The 15,490-nt window shown below is 63.3% G+C and carries 16 protein-coding genes and 1 other annotated feature; of the genes, 9 read left to right on the top strand and 7 right to left on the bottom strand.

The window, feature by feature from the left end:
* Positions 1–356: 356 nt before the first annotated feature.
* The 5 genes from recF to dnaA form a co-directional block, all read right to left on the bottom strand.
* Entirely contained in the window at positions 357–1,460 is a 1,104-nt protein-coding gene (recF, locus tag SOX55_RS06770) for a DNA replication/repair protein RecF (RefSeq protein WP_325286679.1), read from the bottom strand.
* Positions 1,450–1,665, bottom strand: coding sequence for an RNA-binding S4 domain-containing protein (locus SOX55_RS06765; RefSeq protein WP_325286678.1), 216 nt, complete (start codon positions 1,663–1,665; stop codon positions 1,450–1,452). Before SOX55_RS06765 ends, recF begins: the two co-directional genes overlap by 11 nt.
* Positions 1,662–1,904 (bottom strand): hypothetical protein, encoded by a 243-nt coding sequence (locus SOX55_RS06760; protein ID WP_325286677.1) that lies wholly within the window; start codon positions 1,902–1,904, stop codon positions 1,662–1,664. The genes SOX55_RS06765 and SOX55_RS06760 overlap by 4 nt, the downstream gene beginning before the upstream one ends.
* A 40-nt stretch (positions 1,905–1,944) precedes the next feature.
* The gene (dnaN, locus tag SOX55_RS06755) at positions 1,945–3,060 is read right to left on the bottom strand and encodes a DNA polymerase III subunit beta (protein ID WP_325286676.1); all 1,116 of its coding nucleotides are present in this window, start codon (positions 3,058–3,060) and stop codon (positions 1,945–1,947) included.
* Between the two features lie 251 nt (positions 3,061–3,311).
* A complete protein-coding gene (gene dnaA, locus SOX55_RS06750) occupies positions 3,312–4,637 on the bottom strand; it encodes a chromosomal replication initiator protein DnaA (RefSeq protein ID WP_325286675.1) in 1,326 nt (441 codons plus the stop codon).
* Between the two features lie 383 nt (positions 4,638–5,020).
* Here dnaA and rpmH point away from each other — a divergent pair, with 383 nt between their 5' ends.
* The 5 genes from rpmH (at position 5,021) to jag (ending at position 7,931) form a co-directional block, all read left to right on the top strand.
* The gene (rpmH, locus tag SOX55_RS06745) at positions 5,021–5,161 is read left to right on the top strand and encodes a 50S ribosomal protein L34 (RefSeq protein ID WP_021751147.1); all 141 of its coding nucleotides are present in this window, start codon (positions 5,021–5,023) and stop codon (positions 5,159–5,161) included.
* A gap of 134 nt (positions 5,162–5,295) precedes the next feature.
* Positions 5,296–5,640: a ribonuclease P protein component gene (gene rnpA, locus SOX55_RS06740; RefSeq protein ID WP_325286674.1), complete on the top strand. Its 345-nt coding sequence runs from the start codon at positions 5,296–5,298 to the stop codon at positions 5,638–5,640.
* Positions 5,637–5,846: a membrane protein insertion efficiency factor YidD gene (gene yidD / locus SOX55_RS06735; RefSeq protein WP_325286673.1), complete on the top strand. Its 210-nt coding sequence runs from the start codon at positions 5,637–5,639 to the stop codon at positions 5,844–5,846. Before rnpA ends, yidD begins: the two co-directional genes overlap by 4 nt.
* 43 nt (positions 5,847–5,889) lie before the next feature.
* Positions 5,890–7,047: a membrane protein insertase YidC gene (gene yidC, locus SOX55_RS06730; RefSeq protein WP_325286672.1), complete on the top strand. Its 1,158-nt coding sequence runs from the start codon at positions 5,890–5,892 to the stop codon at positions 7,045–7,047.
* A 20-nt stretch (positions 7,048–7,067) separates the two neighbouring features.
* Entirely contained in the window at positions 7,068–7,931 is an 864-nt protein-coding gene (gene jag / locus SOX55_RS06725; RefSeq protein ID WP_325286671.1) for an RNA-binding cell elongation regulator Jag/EloR, read from the top strand.
* Positions 7,932–7,995: 64 nt separating this feature from the next.
* On the opposite strand, the gene SOX55_RS06720 is transcribed toward jag, so the two are convergent.
* Both SOX55_RS06720 and SOX55_RS06715 read right to left on the bottom strand, forming a co-directional pair.
* The gene (locus SOX55_RS06720) at positions 7,996–8,982 is read right to left on the bottom strand and encodes a helix-turn-helix domain-containing protein (protein WP_325286670.1); all 987 of its coding nucleotides are present in this window, start codon (positions 8,980–8,982) and stop codon (positions 7,996–7,998) included.
* Between the two features lie 78 nt (positions 8,983–9,060).
* Entirely contained in the window at positions 9,061–9,531 is a 471-nt protein-coding gene (locus SOX55_RS06715) for a pyridoxamine 5'-phosphate oxidase family protein (RefSeq protein ID WP_325286669.1), read from the bottom strand.
* Between the two features lie 117 nt (positions 9,532–9,648).
* Positions 9,649–9,857, top strand: a binding site (T-box leader).
* 89 nt (positions 9,858–9,946) lie between these two features.
* Here SOX55_RS06715 and SOX55_RS06710 point away from each other — a divergent pair.
* From SOX55_RS06710 to SOX55_RS06695, 4 genes are all read left to right on the top strand, one after another.
* Complete coding sequence (locus tag SOX55_RS06710) at positions 9,947–11,368, top strand: glycine--tRNA ligase (protein ID WP_325286668.1); 1,422 nt, start codon at positions 9,947–9,949, stop codon at positions 11,366–11,368.
* A 447-nt stretch (positions 11,369–11,815) separates the two neighbouring features.
* Positions 11,816–12,991 carry a glycoside hydrolase family 3 protein gene (locus SOX55_RS06705; protein WP_325286667.1) on the top strand — a complete coding sequence of 392 codons (1,176 nt, stop codon included), beginning with the start codon at positions 11,816–11,818 and terminating at the stop codon, positions 12,989–12,991.
* Between the two features lie 49 nt (positions 12,992–13,040).
* A complete protein-coding gene (locus tag SOX55_RS06700) occupies positions 13,041–13,934 on the top strand; it encodes a hypothetical protein (RefSeq protein WP_325286666.1) in 894 nt (297 codons plus the stop codon).
* Positions 13,935–13,952: 18 nt separating this feature from the next.
* Positions 13,953–15,107, top strand: coding sequence for an alanyl-tRNA editing protein (locus SOX55_RS06695; protein ID WP_325286665.1), 1,155 nt, complete (start codon positions 13,953–13,955; stop codon positions 15,105–15,107).
* Positions 15,108–15,490 lie beyond the last annotated feature (383 nt).

The following is a 15,490-nucleotide window of genomic DNA, read 5'->3' as shown; positions in this document are numbered from 1 at the left end:
GTCTGAGGAGACCCCCGGTCTGACCTTTGCGGAGCAAAGGTCACGCCCAGCGTTTTTCTTTTCCACCGGGCGCGGCGACTTTTATTTTTTCGGGGCAAAAGAAAAGTTGGGGGAACAGGCGAAGCGCCCCCAGCGGCGGACACAGCCAGCCAGTGTCGAGGAAGCGGCACGATTGGCGGCCCCAACGGGGCCGGGAATCGTACTGCCGCGACGGTGGTCCGCATCCCCCGCGGGGAACCCGCGCCCCCCGCACCGGGTCCGGTGCAAAGCCGCAGCCTTCGCTGCATCCTCCGGCGATGGCCGGTACTCCCGCGCCGAAACCGGCGCAATTCTCCCCGTGCGCCCGGATGGGCGCATCAAATCACCGTCCCTTGTTCCACGTGGAACACCTTTCCGCCCAGAAGCTCCGCCAGCCGGTCATCCTCGCAGCAGGTGATGAACACCTGCCCGCCGGCGATGCGGTTCAGCACGAATTCCTGCCGTTTCGGGTCCAGCTCGCTGAGCACGTCGTCCAGCAGCAGCACCGGATACTCGCCCACGGCGTTTTTCAGAATCTCCCGCTCCGCCAGCTTCATGGACAGCGCCGCCGTCCGGGTCTGGCCCTGGGAGCAGTAGGTCCGGGCGTCCCGCCCGTTGACGGACACCAGCAGATCGTCCTTATGGGGTCCCGACAGACACAGCCGGGAGGCCCGCTCCGCCGCCTCGTGATCCGCCATGTGGCGGCGCAGCTCCGCGGCGATGGTTTCCGTGTCCGCCAGGGGGTCCGTGACGGCGGACACGGTCTGATATTGAATGGTCAGCTCCTCCCGGCCGCCGGAGCACTGGGCGTGGGTGGCGGCGGCATACTCCGCCAGACGCCGGGCGTACATGGCCCGGTAGCGGATCAGCGCCGCGCCGCAGACCACCATCTGCTCGCTGAACACCGGCAGCGTTTCCAGCAGGTCCGGCCGCTCCTCACTGTCCCGCAGGATGCGGGTCTTGTGCTCGTAGGCCCGGTGATACTCCGCCAGAGCCACGGCGTACCGTGGCCGCAGCTGACACAGGGCGTTATCCAGAAATTTCCTTCTGGCGGCGGCGCCCTCCCGGATGAGGTACAGATCGTCGGGGCAGAAGAACACCGTCTGATACACCTCGCTGAGGGCGGCGGCGGTTTTGGCGGTGACGCCGTTGACGGTCATCTTCCGCCGTCGGCCCCGGAACAGCTCCACCTCCGTGCGGAAGTCCCGGTTCCGGGAGAAAATCCCCGCGGAAAGGGCGGCGGAGTCGCCCTCAAAGCGGATCAGCTCCTGATCCCGCCGGGCCCGTGGGGACCGGCCGCAGGAGAGATAGACGATGGCCTCCAGCAGGTTGGTCTTTCCCTCGGCGTTGCGGCCGAAAATCACGTTGCAGCGCCCGTCGAAGGAGACGGACTGCTGGCGGTAGTTCCGGAAATCCCGGAGTGTCAGCTCATCAACCCGCATAGGTGAGGCCGTACTCCCGGCCGTCGAAGGTCACCACATCCCCGGGGCGCAGCTTCTTGCCCCGCATGGTGCAGACCTCCCCGTTGACCAGCGCCTCGCCGGCCTGAACCCGCTCCTTGGCCTCGCCGCCGCTTCCGACGGCATTGGCCAGCTTCAGCAGGTCCTGCAGCTTGATGAATTCCGTGGTGATGGAAATGGTTGTCATAGCTCGCTCCCCGGCAGGGTCACTCCCTGCCATTGTAATAGGTAATAGAAAATTCCGCTCAGCAGCATCAGCACCAGCCCGATTCCCTCCAGCACCGCGCCGAAAGGCTCCATCGCCGCCAGATGGATCAGGTCCGGAACTACGTCCAGCAGGTTCGGCCGCCCGGGATGGTCAATGGGATAGGTGTTGGTACCGTAAATCCAGCAGACGCCCAGCAATACGCCGCCCAGAACCAGCAAAACCGTTCCGGCGGTCCGCAGCCGATTCCCGCCGCCCACGTCAGTCGGCGGCCTTCAGGCGCACCGGCAGCACCATGTAGAGGAAATTCTCCTCGCCGTCCACCGGCACGATGATGGCGGGGGAGACGCCGGTGTTCAGCTCGATTTTCACGGTGTCCGCCGGGGCAAAGCGCAGGGCGTCCATGAGATAGCGGTTGTTGAAGCCGATTTCCAGGCCGCCGCCGTCGCCGGACAGGCGGCAGATGTCCTTGGCCTCGCCGTTGCCGGTTTTGGCGCTGAGCAGCACCTTGTCATGGTCGAAGGTGCAGCGGACGGGGCTTTTCAGCTTGTCGGAGATCACCACAGATACCCGGTCGATGCTGGTGATGAGGGCACGGGTGTCGGCGATGAGGGTGATGGGGTTTTTCCGGGGGATGGCGTTCTTGTAGTCCAGGAACTCGCCCTCCAGACGGCGGCAGATCAGCTGGGTGTCCCCCACCTCAAAGAGGATGTGGCGGCGGCCCAGGGTGATTTCCGCCAGGTCCTCGGTGTCCTCGCAGATTTTCTGCACCTCGTTGAGGGCGCTGCCGGGGGTGACGAAGGAGAAGGCGCCGCCCTCGATTTTCTCCAGCGGCTCCTTCCGGATGGCCAGGCGGAAGCCGTCCACCGCCACCATGGTGAGGCCCTTGTCATTGATCTCAAACAGGGCGCCGGTGTGGACCGGGCGGCTCTCGTTGGTGGACACGGCGAAGGAGGTCTGCTCGATCATGGCCCGCAGGATCTTCTGCTGGATGGAGACGCAGTAGTCATCCTCCACCTCCGGCAGCTCCGGATAGTCGGCGGCGGACAGGCCCAGAATGTCGAAATCCGCGTCGCCGCAGCTCAGGTGCACCAGCTGCCGGTCATCGGCGGAGAAGGTGATGACGTCATCGGGCATTTTGCGGATGATGTCGCCGAAGAGGCGGGCGTTGAGCACCAGTTCCCCCTGCTCCGTCACGTCGGCGGACAGGCGGGTGCGGATGCCGGTCTGCATGTTGTAGCCGGAGATGGTCAGGTCGTTTTCGGCGTGGAGCAGCAGGCCCTCCAGCGCCGGGATGGAGCTTTTCTGGGCCACGGTGCGGGAGGCCACGTTGATGGCGTTCTGCAGCAGGGCCTTCTCACAGGAAAATTTCATCATGGTTGTCTCTTCCTCTCTGTATCGCAGCGCAAGGCGGATATTTTCTCTGAAAAAAGAAAAGAATAAATATCTTTAAGAAATAGTTGTATTAGGGATTTTTTCTGTGGAAAAACCCGGGAAGGCGAGAAACGGCGGGACTTTGGCCGTCCACAGCCCTTGTGCAGAAAAACAGGGCGTTTTCCACAGCCAATTTTCGCGGCGGGTTATCCACAGGAATGTTTTTCTTTTTCCACGGAAAATGTGGAAATCTGTCAGCGCTTGGAATTGATGTTGGTTTTGATTTCCTTCACCGTTTCGGCAAAGGCGGAGTCCTTCTTCATCTGCTTTTCCACCTTGTCGATGGAGTAGAGAACCGTGGTGTGGTCCCGGTTGTCAAACTCCTTGCCGATATCGTCCAGGGACAGGTTGGTCATGGACCGGATCAGGTACATGGCGATCTGCCGGGCCTGCACCGCGTCCCGCACCCGCTGCTGGCCCCGGATGATGTTCTCGTCCACCTTGTAATACTTGCAGATGTAGCTGATGATGGCGGCGGGGGAGGGGATGTACTCGTTGGACCGGCGCAGCATGTCCTGAATGGCCCGGGTGACGGTCTCCTCGTCGGTGTCGCTGCCCAGCAGGTCCTTGTAGGCCTTGATCTTGTTGATGGTGCCCTCAAGCTGCCGCACGTTGGCGGTGACATGCTCGGCGATATAGGCGGAGATGTTGTCCGGCAGCACCAGACCCATCAGCGCCGCCTTGCTCTTGACGATGGCAAGCCGGGTCTCAAAATCGGGGGGTTCCACGTCCACCAGCAATCCCCACTCAAACCGGGTCCGCAGCCGGTCCTCCAGCTGGGTCATCTCAGAGGGGGGACGGTCCGACGTCAGCACGATCTGGCGGCCGGACTCGTACAGCGTGTTGAAGGTATGGAAGAACTCCTCCTGGGTCTGCTTCTTGCCGGCGATGAACTGCACGTCGTCCACCAGCAGCAGCTCCGCCTGGCGGTATTTCTCCCGCATCTCGGCGGTTTTGGCGGGACCCACCTGAATGGCCGTCACCAGCTCGTTGGTCAGATCGTCGCCCTTGACGTAGGCGATGTTGGCGCTGCGCTCCCGCTTGCGCAGCACGTTGGCGATGGCGTACAGCAGGTGGGTCTTGCCCAGGCCGGAGTCACCGTAGATGAACAGGGGGTTGTAGTTCTCGCCGGGATGCTCCGCCACGGACATGGCGGCGGCATAGGCCATCTTGTTGGAGGGACCCACCACGAAGGTCTCGAAGGTCAGGTCACTGCTGAACTCCAGCCCTGTCTTTTTCACCGGCTGCTCCACGCCGGAAAAGGCATCCAGCTCCGCGTCATTGAGAATCTTCAGGCCGATGTCCGTGGAGAACAGCTCCCGCAGCACGTCCTCAATCTTCTCCTTGTAATACTGGTTCAGATAGTTGATCTTGAACTCGGTGGGACAGTGCAGGTACATGGTGTTGTCCCGGAAGTCCACCGCCTCCAGCTCGTCAAACCAGGCGTTGATGGTAATCTCGGAGAGCTTGCTTTTCAGCTGCTGCATCACGATGTTCCAGATGTCTGCAACGGAATTCAATCAAAAAACACCTCGCTCCCATGAAAATGCAAACATAGTTACGTGGATTTTATTATAGCAGAGAACGAAAAAAATGTCTACATATTCTAATTATTAAGTATCAAAGAAAACACAGGAAGTATCTCCCGATTTTCCGGTATTTAGTCCTTTTTCGGCCGGATGCGCACAAGATTTTGTGGGCTGCCAAAAACCGGACGGAATCACCTCCTATTTTTTGTGAAAACAGCTTTTTTCAAGTTTTTGTTGACACTTTTTCAATTTGTATGTATACTATCCAATGCGTCACCATGACGCCTGAATTTTGTTCGCCGCGGAGCATCGCTCCGTTGGGCAGAGCCGCCGGTTTTCCGGCGGCCGGAATATGAACAGGAGGTGTTTCCAACATGGCTACCAAGCGTACCTACCAGCCCAAGAAGCTGCACGGTCAGAAGGTCCACGGCTTCCGCAAGAGAATGGCTACCGCCAATGGCCGTAAGGTCCTGGCCCGCCGCCGCGCCAAGGGCCGCGCCCGTCTGTCCTACTGATTGGACGGGAAAGCAACGCGGGAAACACTGGAACAGTTCTGTCAGGGACGGCGGGAATTTGCAAAGATTCCTCCGTCCCTTGAAGAGTTTCCCGGGACAGATCTGTTTCAGGCAGGAGAACAGGAGAGAGCAGTATGAAGCGCGCGGTGACTTTGAAAGAGAATTATGAGTTTCGCCGTATGTATCAGCGGGGCGCCTCCGCGGTGGACCGCTGCATGGTGCTGTACTGCCGGAAGAACAAGCTGGGCCGCAACCGCTTCGGCTTCACCGTGTCGGTGAAGCTGGGCAACGCCGTCACCCGGAACCGGGCGAGACGGCGGCTGCGGGAGGTCTGCCGCCTCAACGCGGACAGGCTGGCCGTGGGCTACGACATTGTGCTGGTGGCCCGGGGCAGGACGGTGACCGCTCCTTTCGGGGAGCTGACGGCCGCCTACCTCCGGCTGGCGAAGAAGCTGTCGCTGCTGAAGGAGGAGCCATGAAGCGTGTTCTGCTGGCGCTGGTCCGGTTTTACCGGGCAGCCATCTCCCCCTGGCGTCCCCCCTGCTGCCGCTACACCCCCACCTGCTCCCAATACGCCCTGGAGGCCATTGAGAAGTACGGCGCGCTGAAGGGCGGGTGGATGGCGTTCCGCCGCATCCTGCGCTGCAATCCGTTCCACAAGGGAGGATATGACCCCGTGCCCTGAGCAAGACCCCGCGAACTCCAATCCAAATTTCGGAGGAATCAATATGGCAACAATCGGTTATTGGGTCTGCGCCCCGTTTGCCGCTCTGGTGCGTCTGTTCTACAGCGTCACCGGGTCCTACGGCGTGTCGCTGATCCTGTTTACACTGGTTATCAAGCTGATCCTGCTGCCCTTCCAGATGAAGTCCAAGAAGAGCATGGTCCGCATGAACCGGATGTCCGGCAAGATGCAGGAGATCCAGAAGAAGTACGCCAATAACCAGATGAAGATGCAGGAGGAGATGCAGAAGCTGTATGCTGAGCAGGGCGTGAACCCCATGTCCGGCTGTCTGTGGAGCTTTCTGCCCCTGCCCATTCTGATGGCCCTGTATTACATCATCCGGGAGCCGGTGGTGTACTTCATGAACTTCGGCACCCGCGACGGCGGTCTGGCCGTGCTGGAAAGCGCCAAGCAGCTGGTGCGGCAGCTGGGCGGCAGCTGGACCGTTATGAGCAACGGCGCCGACGGCCCCTATGCCCAGATTGAAATCGTGAAGCACCTGGCCAGCAACGGAAGCGACCCCGCCGTCCAGAGCTTCTTCGCCGCCAACCCCAACTGGATCAACGTGGATTACAACTTCCTGGGACTGGACCTGTCCATCGTCCCCACCGAGGGCTTCCAGATGCTGAAAACCGGCATCACCTGGGCCGCCATCGGCCTGCTGCTGATCCCCCTGATTTCCGTGGCCTTCCAGGTGGTCATGATGAAGACCACCATGAAGGGCCAGCCCACCGAGGGCCAGGCCGCCGCCAGCAACAAGATGATGCTGTGGATGATGCCCCTCATGTCCCTGTGGATCGGCTTCACCCTGCCCGCCGCCCTGGGCGTGTACTGGATTGCCCAGAGCGCCTTCTCCGCCGTGCAGGAGTACCTGCTGGGCAAGTTCTACAACGGCAAGCTGGAGGAAGAGGAAAACGAGCGCCAGCGCCTCATTGAGGAGGACCGCAAGAAGCGCCAGGAGGAAGGCCGCAAGCGGCAGGAGGAGCAGCGCAATCAGACTGCCCAGAAAAAGACCCTGAAAGAGAAGCGGCAGGAGGCCCAGGAGGCCAAGGCCGCCAAGGCCCAGAAGAAAAAGACCACCACCAGCGAAGCCGGCCGGGTGGGCGACCGTCCCTATGCCCGCGGCCGCTCCTACAAGGCGGACCGGTATGACGCTGAGTGATCAAAGGAGCTTATTGAACCATGAGTTATATTGACGTAACGGGCAAGACCGAAGACGAGGCCATCAGCAGCGCGCTGCGCCAGCTGGGTCTGGAGCGGGATGACGTGTCTGTGGAGATCCTGGAGCGGGCCAAGCCCGGCTTCCTGGGTCTGGGCGCCCAGCCCGCCAAAGTCCGGGTGACCTACGGCCCCCGGGAGGAGGAGCCTGCCGCCCCCGCGGAGAAGGCCCCCGTTGTCTCCGCCCCCGTGGAAAAGAAGCCGGAGCCGGCGAAGGCCCCTGAGAAGAAGCCCGCCCGCCCCGCCGAGAAGAAGCAGGAGCGCCGGCCGGAGAAGAAGCAGGAGCGGAAAGAGCCTGCGGAGAAGGCTCCGGAGGCCCCCGCGGAGCCCAGGCCCGCTCCCGCGGCGCTGGGTGAGGAAGTGAATGACGAGAAGGCCCAGGCCATCCGCGCCTTCCTGTCCGGTCTGCTGGAGCAGATGGAGACCCCCGCCGACATCCGGGTGTACCTGCCGGAGAAGGGCCGCTACAAGGTGATTCTGGAGGGCAAAAACCTGGGCGCCCTCATCGGCCGCCGGGGCGAGACCCTGGATGCCATCCAGCAGCTCACCAGCTACTCCGTCAACCGCACCGGCAGCGGCCGGGTCCGCATTCAGCTGGACGCCGAGAACTACCGGGAGCGCCGGGAGCAGAGCCTGGAGCACCTGGCCAAAAAGGTGGCTGCCAAGGTGGTGAAGTACCGCCGCAGCGTTACCCTGGAGCCTATGAACGCCTACGAGCGGCACGTGATCCATACGGCGCTGCAGGAGGTCCCCAACGTGACCACCTACTCCACCGGCATGGAGCCCAACCGCCGGGTCATCGTGGCCTACGACCGGGAGAAGAAGTAAATTGGAAAAGCCGTCCGGCGTGCCGGACGGCTTTCTTTTTTCAACAGAGTGTGGAAAACGAAAATCAGGTGGCGGCGCTGCCGTCAAGGCGGCGGATGGGGCGGATGTACTTGAAGTACTGGCTGGGGTTGTAGAAAAAGTACATGATCCGGCCGGGGGCGGTGTCCAGACAGCAGCCGGCGGCGCCGTAGTCGAAGGAGGCCATGGCCGCCTCGATTTTCTCCTCCACGGTGTGGTTTTCCTGCTCGTAGTCAAAGGGTCCGTGCTCAAACACCACGTATTCGCCCTCCGGAATATCCGTCAGCACCATGCCGGGAGGCACTTCTCCGTCATAGTCTGCCGGCAGGCGGACGCCGTAGCACTCCGTCCGGAGAAAGCCCCAGCCGCACAGCCGCCCGGTAGGGTCGTTGAGATAGCCCATCACCTGCCCGGCGCCGCAGTTGGCCTCGCTGCCGCCGGCGTCGTCCAGCTTGCCCCGGATGCTGTCCAGCAGGCCGCAGACGGTGGCGTAGTCCTGGCCGGGAATCCGGTTCTGCTTCTGCCAGAAGTCCCAGTAGCCGTTGCTCTCCCGGTTCTCAATGTGCAGAAATCTGTGGGCGGGGATGGTGATGAAGTAGATGTTTACCGCGTCTGTAGATTTGACCATGCCGATCTCTCCCAATCCAAAAAAGTAACGGTCGAAGGGGGTCAGCTTGGTGCGCAGCACCACCGGGCGGGGGTTCTTCCGGTACTGCCCCGGCGTGACGCCGTAGGTGGAGCGGAAGGCCCTCGTAAAGGCCTCCTGGGAGGAAAACCCGTAGTCCAGGGCAATGTCCAGCAGCAGCCGGTCCGTGTCCCGCACCTCCTTCAGGGCGAAGGCCAGCCGCCGCTGCCGCAGGTACTCCCGCAGCGGCATGCCGGACACCTCCGTGAACTTCCGGGTGGTGTGGAATTCCGAGTAGCCCAGCTGCCGGGCCAGGGCCTGCAGCGTCAGGGCCTCGTCGTCGTGGGCGCGGATGCTCCCGTCAATGCTGTCCGCCACGCGCTGAATCAGCCGGTGCCATTCATACATGGGAAATCCCCTCCGTTTTGCCGTTCTGCGGAAAGCATACCACCCTCCGCCCCGTCCCGCCTGATCGGACTTGCGGAGTTATTCGTGGGCCTTGCAGGTCATCTCCGTCACGTCCAGCCGGAACACGGCGGTGGAGGCGACGGCCTGCTCGGGAAAGGTCCAGTCCTCCCGGCCGGACAGCTGAAGCATGATCTGCCGCAGACCCCGGCGCTTTTCCGCCGGGTCCGTCACCGGGCGAATGACGCCGGTGCCGATGACGCTTTGGAAGCGGCAGGAAAAGCCGCAGGCGCTGCCGGACTGATTCAGGGCGTAATCCGTGTCCAGCTCAAAGCCCACAGTGGGGCAGGCGCCGATCAGGTCGGCCTTGCGGCCCTCCGTGGCGCCGTGGAAATAGAAGGCGCAGCGGCCCTCCGCCTCCTCAAAGCCGAAGCTGAGGGGCACAATGTACACGCCGTCCCCGTCGGCGAAGCCCACCCGGCAGCAATGGCAGCGGCGGATGATGTCGGTGATGGTCCCGTGGTCCGTGATCTCCCGGTCAGCTCTTCTCATGGCGGTTCCTCCTATCATGGGTGAATCCGACTGTATTATAGCGCAAAGGGGCCGTTTTTGCAATTCCCGGGGCGGTTCCGGGCTTGACATCCCCGGGGAAAAATGGTATAGTGCGGCACAAAGGCACTGATCCGGGAACAGTATTCCCACAGACCCCGGCAAAGAGAGCGGACGGCTGGTGGAAGTCCGCGCGGGGAGGGGGAGGAAGGCGCCCGGAGAGCCGCGGGAGGAAATGCCCGCCGGTCCCCGCCGTTACCGGGCAGAGTGCGTATCAGCCAGATACGAATTCAGGTGGAACCACGGGTTTGCAACAACTCGCCCTGAGCCGATCCCCGGCTCGGGGCGTTTTTTTGATGCCGCGCATCGAAAACAGACGTCTCTGAGCCAACCAAACACGAAAAGGAGACGAGAATCAATGAAAAACACCGAAAAGACCATGGACAAAATCGTGGCCCTGTGCAAGGGCCGGGGCTTCATCTTCGCCGGCAGCGAGATCTACGGCGGACTGGCCAACACCTGGGACTACGGCCCTCTGGGTGCGGAGCTGAAGAACAACGTGAAGAAGGCCTGGTGGAAGAAGTTCGTGCAGGAGAACCCCTACAACGTGGGCCTGGACGCCGCCATCCTGATGAACCCCCAGACCTGGGTGGCCTCCGGCCATCTGGCGGGCTTCTCCGATCCCCTGATGGACTGCCGGGAGTGCCACGAGCGGTTCCGGGCCGACAAGGTCATTGAGGACTGGTGTGCCCAGACCGGCTTTGAGCTGCCCAAGCCCATCGACGCCTTCTCCCAGGCGGAGATGAAGGCGTTCGTGGAGGAGCACGAGATTGCCTGCCCCACCTGCGGCAAGCACAACTGGACCGACATCCGTCAGTTCAACCTGATGTTCAAGACCTTCCAGGGCGTCACCGAGGACGCCAAGAACACCGTGTACCTGCGGCCTGAGACCGCCCAGGGCATCTTCGTCAACTTCAACAATGTCCAGCGCACCACCCGCCGGAAGCTGCCCTTCGGCATCGGCCAGATCGGCAAGTCCTTCCGCAACGAGATTACCCCGGGCAACTTCATCTTCCGGGTCCGGGAGTTCGAGCAGATGGAGCTGGAGTTCTTCTGCCAGCCCGGCACCGACCTGGAGTGGTTCCAGTACTGGCGCAACTTCTGCCACCAGTGGCTGCTGAGCATCGGCCTGAAGGACGAGAACCTGCGCCTGCGGGACCACAGCCCCGAGGAGCTGTGCTTCTACTCCAAGGCCACCACCGACTTCGAGTTCCTGTTCCCCTTCGGCTGGGGCGAGCTGTGGGGCGTGGCGGACCGCACCGACTATGACCTGACCCAGCATCAGAACACCTCCGGCAAGGACCTGACCTACTTCGATCAGGAGAAGAACGAGCACTATATCCCCTACGTCATCGAGCCTTCCCTGGGTGTGGAGCGGTCCGTGCTGGCGGTGCTGTGCGACGCCTATGACGAGGAAGTGGTGGACGAGGCCAAGAACGACGTCCGCGTGGTGATGCACCTGCATCCCGCCCTGGCTCCCTTCAAGTGCGCCGTGCTGCCCCTGAGCAAGAAGCTCAGCGACAAGGCCCGGGAGCTGTACAGCGAGCTGGCCAAGGACTTCATGGTGGACTTCGACGATGCCGGCTCCATCGGCAAGCGCTATCGCCGCCAGGACGAGATCGGTACTCCCTTCTGTGTCACCGTGGACTTCGAGACCGTGGGCGACGGGGAGAAGGCCGGCGACAACTGCGTTACCGTCCGTGACCGCGACACCATGGAGCAGGTGCGGATGCCCATCAGCGAGCTGAAGGCTTATCTCACCGAGAAGATGGCGTTCTGAGAACCGACCGATCCTGCTCCATGACCGCCGCGAAGCGGCGTCCCAAGCGTTTTGCGGAGCAAAACCTTGATGCGGGGCGGATTCATTCCGCCTAAAAAATGCCTCGCTTTTTGGCCTGCTCCGCAGTCCGAAAAGCTGCCGCTTCGCGGCGCAAACGCCTGTTGCCACAGGCTTATTGCAGGCATTTGATTTCACACGAGGGGGCGCAAACACCGTTGCGGCAATACGATCCCCGGCCCTGTTGGGGCCGCCGATCGTGCCGCTTCCTCGAAAGCGGTTCGCTGCTTCCGCCACTGGCGGCGCTTCACCGCTTTCCCCCTCGTACTCCCCCATACCATCATTTTCCCCCGGAGAGACAAAACGTCCCTCCGGGGGTTTCCCTTTCCTTTTTCCGCCGGGTGTGCTACACTCAGGGAAAGAACCATCTTTTTTCCACAGGAGGCGCCTATGAAACGACTTCTGGCGGCGCTGGCGGCGCTGCTGCTTCTGTCCGGCTGCGGGGCGGACCCCGCTCCCGCCGCGTCCTCTGCCCCCGCCCCCGCTGTCTCCGCGCCGGCGGAGCCGGAACCGGAGCCGGTGCGTCCTCTGCCGGAGCCTACGCCGGAGGAGCTGGCGGCGGCGGAGATCGAAGGCCTGCTCTCCGCCATGACCACGGAGGAGAAGGTTGGCCAGCTGTTTTTCGTCCGCTGCCCCGCCGACAGCGCCGTTGAGGACGCGGCGGCCTTCCATCTGGGGGGCTTCATCCTCTTTGGCCGGGACACGAAGGACAAAACCGCCAATGACCTGATTCAGACCATCCAAAGCTATCAGGACGCCGCGTCCATCCCTCTGCTCATCGGCGTGGACGAGGAGGGGGGCACCGTGGTGCGGCTCAGCTCCAACCCCCACCTGCGGGCCAGGAAATTTCCCTCCCCCCAGAGCCTCTACGGCGCCGGCGGCTATGACGCGGTGACCGCCGACGCCCGGGAGAAGGACCTGCTGCTGTCGGCGCTGGGGTTCAACGTGAATCTGGCGCCGGTGGCGGACGTGTCCACCGATCCTGCCGACTTCATCCACAGCCGCACTCTGGGGCAGGATGCCGCCGCCACGGCGGAGTACGTGGCCCGGGCGGTTTCTCAGATGCGGGAGGACGGCATGGGCAGCGTGATGAAGCACTTCCCCGGCTACGGAAACAACGTGGACACCCACACAGGCATCGCCGTGGACCGGCGGCCCATGGAGAATTTCACGGAATCCGACTTTCTTCCCTTCTCCGCCGGCATGGCGGCAGGGGAGGGCACCACGGCAGTGCTGGTGTCCCACAACATTGTGGAGTGCATGGACCCGGACCTGCCGGCGTCGCTGTCCCCCGCCGTCCATCAGGTGCTGCGGGAGACGCTGGGGTTTGACGGCGTGGTGATGACCGACGATCTGGCCATGGACGCGGTGGCGGCCTACGCCGGGGACGGCAGCGTGGCCGTCATGGCATTGCAGGCGGGGAATGACCTGGTGCTGACCACCGACTACCGCACCCAGATTCCGAAGGTGCTGGAGGCTGTGGAAAACGGAACGCTGTCCATGGACCGCGTGGACCAGGCCTGCCGCCGGGTGCTGACCTGGAAGCAGAATCTGGGCCTTTTATAAAACCTTTTCCCCCGGTTTATCGTCTTTTGTGGAAAAAGGAGGAATTGCCATGAAACGATCTGTCCGCACGCTGATGCTCCTCTGCCTGACGGCGGCGCTGCTGACCGTCACCGCCTTCGCCGACATGGGGCCCAAGCCCCAGCTGGTGGTGCGGGTGAAAAACGCCCCGGCGGAGCCGTACTATCTGGACATTCTGGCGGAGGGTGATTACGACGGCGACGGCTTTGACGGCGTCCGGTGGAGTTACAACGGAACGGAAGCGGCGGCCCTGGACGAGGCCCTGCTGACCGCCCTCCGCGCCGCCATTCCCGAGGGCTGGCACGGCTGTGTGTCCCAGGGTTCCGCCGGCGCTCCCATGTGGGGGGATCTGTACCCGGAGGAATGGGACGGTGACGGCAATCCCCTCCACACCTTCGGCTACCACGGCGTGCCCCGGACCTACCGGATTCTGATGGTCACCGCCTCCGGGGAGACGTACCTCTCCGGCGTGCTGCAGCGGCAGGCCCTCCAGTGCTCCGCAACAGTGGACTGGGCGGCCCGCGCCGTCACCACGCCCTCCCTTGTGTGGGCCTGCGCCCTGCAGTTCCTGTCCACGCTGCTGCCCACTCTGGCGCTGGAGCTGGCGCTGCTGGCGGCTTTCCGGCTGTGGAACCGCCGGAATCTGCTGGTGTTCGCCCTGACCAATCTGGCCACCCAGGGGGCGCTGTGGCTGTTCCTGGCCGTCAGCGTGGTGCGCACCGGCGCCGGCTTCGGGTATGCTCTGCTGCTGGTGCCGGCGGAAGCCGTCATTTTGCTGGCGGAGGCCGCCGTCTACCGCCGCTTCTTCGCGGGCTGCACACCGGCCCGGGCCACCGGCTACGCCGCGGCTGCCAACCTCTGCTCCGCCCTAGCGGGTTACGCCATCATGGAGCCGGTGTGGCGGTTTGTGGTGTCCATCTCTTAACGAAAGGAAGTCTTTCCCATGGAAACGGAAAAGCTGTATTACCGGGACGCCTATCTGACGGAATTCACCGCCAATGTGCTGTCCTGTGAGAAGACGGACAAGGCATGGCAGGTGGTGCTGGACCGCACCGCCTTCTATCCGGAGGGCGGCGGACAGCCCGCCGACCACGGCACGTTGGGAACCGCCCGGGTGACGGATGTCCACGAAAAGGAGGGCGTCATTGTCCACACCTGCGCCGCCCCCGTGGAACCGGGGCCGGTGACCGGCCGCGTGGACTGGGCCCGGCGGTTTGACCATATGCAGCAGCACTCCGGGGAGCACATCCTCAGCGGCATCCTCTGCGCCGACTACCGCTGCGACAACGTGGGCTTCCACATGGGGGCCGACGTGGTGACCATCGATTACAACACCGACATCTCCTGGCAGCAGGCCCTGGCGGCGGAGGCGAAGGCCAACGATGTCATCTGGGCGGACCGGGCCACGGAGGTGACGTACCCCGGCCGTGAGGAGCTGGAGCGGCTTCAATACCGCAGCAAGAAGGAACTGACGGGGCAGGTGCGCATTGTCACCTTCCCGGCGGCGGACTGCTGCGCCTGCTGCGGCACCCACGTCCGGCGCTCCGGCGAGGTGGGCCTCGTCAAAGTGCTGTCAGTGCAGAAGTTCCGGGAGGGCGTGCGCATGGAGATTCTCTGCGGTGGGCGGGCGCTCCATTACCTGGGCGCCGTCTACGATCAGGACCGGGCGGTGGCTCAGGCCCTGTCGGTGAAGCCGGAGCAGACCGCCGCCGCCGTGGCCCGGCTGCAGTCGGAGCTGCAGGAGGCGAAGTTCCGGGCCGCCCGGCTGGAGGAGGCCCATTTCGCGGATCTGGCCGCCCGGTACGCCGGGGCGGGGGACGTGCTGCTGGTGCAGCCCCCCATGAGCGCCGACAGCGCCCGCCGTCTGGCGGACGCTGTGGCCCGGAGCAGCGGCGGACTGGGGGCGGTGTTCGCGGGCAGCGACGAGGAGAAGTACAATTACGCCCTGGTGGCGGCGGACGGCCGGGACATCTCGGCCCGGGTGAAGGCCATGAACGCCGCCCTCCGCGGCCGGGGCGGCGGGCGGAACGGCTTCGCCCAGGGCAGCGTGGCCGCCGCGAAGGCGGAGATTGAGGCGTTTTTCGGGGAAATGCGATGAAGAGGCTTTTGCGCCGGACCCGGCGCGGGGGTTCCGGCCATCGCCGGGGGATGATGCACCGATTTCGGTGCGGGAAACACCGGGACCCGGGGGGGGATGCCCCCCCCATTTGCTTTGGGTCTTGCCCAAAGAAAACGGGCCGTGCACGGTCCAAAAGAAAGGCGCTTGTTGGCCTTTGTACACAAAGGCTGACGGGAGATTCCTCAGACGGTACCGACCAGGCCCGGAAATCTCCTGCCGAGTGCGCTCTCCATTCTGCGTAAGCCGATACTGCTCCGCCGCAAGTCGGAGTGCGGTGGTCGTCGTGGTGGAAAACCGAAAGGACTGTCCTTCTCTTCCCGCGCGTTCCGCTTCGCTACGCGCATACCCAGGCAGTCGCGGAG

It is taken from the genome of Dysosmobacter sp., assembly GCF_034093755.1.
Lineage (GTDB): Bacteria > Bacillota > Clostridia > Oscillospirales > Oscillospiraceae > Oscillibacter.
The sequence above is the reverse complement of the archived record's forward strand: the minus strand, read 5'-3'. Positions and strand labels throughout refer to the sequence as shown.